Annotated in this window: 4 protein-coding genes; 3 read left to right on the forward strand and 1 reads right to left on the reverse strand. The window is 69.3% G+C overall.

All coding sequences use genetic code 11. From position 1 onward, the window contains the following. The coding region (locus QN345_RS20660) for an ice-binding family protein (protein WP_416347676.1) at positions 1-145 on the forward strand (145 nt) is incomplete at its 5' end. A 149-nt stretch (positions 146-294) separates the two neighbouring features. Here the strand turns inward: QN345_RS20660 and QN345_RS18350 are convergent. Continuing rightward, entirely contained in the window at positions 295-984 is a 690-nt protein-coding gene (locus QN345_RS18350) for a hypothetical protein (protein ID WP_134449649.1), read from the reverse strand. Between the two features lie 179 nt (positions 985-1,163). On the opposite strand from QN345_RS18350, the gene QN345_RS18355 reads away from it, so the two are divergent. Then, complete coding sequence (locus tag QN345_RS18355; protein ID WP_166791042.1) at positions 1,164-1,658, forward strand: hypothetical protein; 495 nt, start codon at positions 1,164-1,166, stop codon at positions 1,656-1,658. Further along, positions 1,655-2,082: J domain-containing protein (locus tag QN345_RS18360; RefSeq protein WP_323509039.1), on the forward strand; the 428-nt coding region annotated here is incomplete at its 3' end. The genes QN345_RS18355 and QN345_RS18360, both read left to right, overlap by 4 nt.

Raw genomic sequence — 2,082 nt, forward strand, 5'->3', positions numbered from 1 at the left:
GGTCGGCACGACCGCGCACTTCGAGGGCACCGTCCTCGGCAAGTCCCTCGTCGCCCTGAAGACCGGCGCGACGGTCGACGGTCGCCTGCTGTCGCAGACCGCGGTCACCCTGCAGAAGAACACGGTCACCGAGCCCGCCCTGTAGACGGACGCCGCGGCATCCGCTGCGGTGAGCCTACGGGTCTGCACACCAAGAAAGGCCCGCACAACAGGAAAGGCCCGGAGCGGCGATTTCGCCGTTCCGGGCCTTTCTGGCGTGCCGGCGTGCGGTGCCGGCGCTTGTTCATGCAGTTGTTACATGCGCTTGAAGATCGCCACCGGGATCGACTGGTGCACGATCTGGGTGACGGTCGCGCCGCCGCCGGCCGTGGCCTCACCGGCGATCGTCATCGCGAAGTCGAGGGTCAGGCCGTAGGTGTCCGGCGTCAGCACGCCGATCGAGTTGGACTCGAGCTGGAAGCCGCCCTTCGGCGAGGTGACGAGCAGCCCGCCGGGGCCCGTGAGCGCCTCGGGGTCGAGCGTTGCGGCGATCGGGTTCACGTTGAGCACGAACGGCGTCGTGCTCGCGCCGCTCGCCGTGGTCGTCGTTGCGGTGACCGTGACGTTGGACATGTAGACGTGGCGCTTGGTACCGAAAGCCGCCTCAGGCGCCTGCGAGCGATCGAAGACGCTGATCACGAACGAGAAACGCTTGTCGCTGTCCGTGTACCACTCGTGGGTCTTCTGCTCCGTCCACATGTCGAGCTGGAGCTCGAGCTGGGGCGCGAGCTGGATCGTCGGGTGGATCGAGCCCATGTCGGTGAAGACGGAGTTGAAGACGAGCGGAGTAGCGGTGGCCGTCGGTGCGGCGGAGGCCGAGACCTGGCTGGCCTGGTCGATCGGCGCGAAGCCAACGAGGGCGGCGACGCTTGTGCATGAGGTGAGGGTAAGGGACAGAACGGCGACACCGGTGACGGCAGCAATTCGGGTAAACCAGTGGGACATGGTGGAACTTTCGGGTCGGGTAGCCGTCTGCATTAATATGCTGAACACATAGTGGCATACGCGGGGGGCCCGTGTCCCCTTTTTAGGGGACTTATTCTCGGCGGGTATCGGACCATGCCCCCCGGGATGCCACCCATTCAGGGGACCGAAGCCGGCGTCGATGCCACTAATCTGGGTCTATGGCCGACGCCCCCACGCTTCCCGACCCGTTGCCGCTGGAGTTCCAGCGCCCGCCGCGGTGGCCGACGCCGACCCTCGACTGGGTTGCGGGCAACCAGGGCTGGGAGCCCCCTGCCGGATGGACGCCGGTTCCGGAATGCTCCCCCGCGCCTCCCGGCTGGGTGTTCTGGACCCGCTCGGAGGAAGGCTGGACGCGCTTCGCGGAGGAGAACCTCGCCCCGGCGAAACGGTCCCTCTGGATCGGCGTCGGAGTCTTCGTCGCCGGCCTGCTCCTGACCGTGCTCGGTCTTGCGGTCACCCACAACCCCCTCTTCCTCGTGTTCGTCGCGGCGATCGTCGCCGGCCCGATCCTGACGATCCGCGCGGGCTCCCGGCTGAAGGAGATCGACGACGGCCTGCTGGACCGGGTTCGCGCCCTCGCTCCGCAGTACAAGTACACCCTGCAGCGCCTGGCCTACAACAAGTACCTCCGTTCGTTCGGCCCGCTGTCATGACCCCGGAGATCGCCGCCGAGATCCTCAACGTGCCTGCGGGTGCGAGCCGCGCCGAAATCGACAAGCAGTTCCGCAAGCAGGCGCGGACGCACCACCCCGACCTCCTCGCCGGTGCCTCCGCGGAGACGATCGCGGCCGCGACCACCGAATTCGTGCGGATGTCCGCCGCACGCGACGTGCTCTACGGCGAGCTCGACCGGGTGGCGAGCAAGCGCACGGATGCCGCACCGCCGACACGCGCACCCGCTGCGGCCCGGCGGGCCGCGGCACCGGATCCCGCGAGCACCGCGGCTCCGTCCGGCCCGGCCACCGCGTCCGCGGGCCCGGCCGCCGCCGGAACTCCGGCAGCTGGCCCCTCGGCCGCAGACCCGCGCGGCGCCGAAGCGCGCGAGGCGCAGCAGCAGTACCCCCAGCAGCGACCGGC

This window comes from Cryobacterium sp. 10I1, assembly GCF_035019805.1.
Taxonomy (GTDB): Bacteria; Actinomycetota; Actinomycetes; order Actinomycetales; family Microbacteriaceae; genus Cryobacterium; species Cryobacterium glucosi.

What these genes read in the sequence shown, in the direction of transcription:
- QN345_RS18355 (WP_166791042.1), top strand. Translation starts at nt 1,164, where the DNA reads ATGGCCGACGCCCCCACGCTTCCCGACCCGTTGCCGCTGGAGTTCCAG.
- QN345_RS18350 (WP_134449649.1), bottom strand. Translation starts at nt 984, where the DNA reads ATGTCCCACTGGTTTACCCGAATTGCTGCCGTCACCGGTGTCGCCGTT.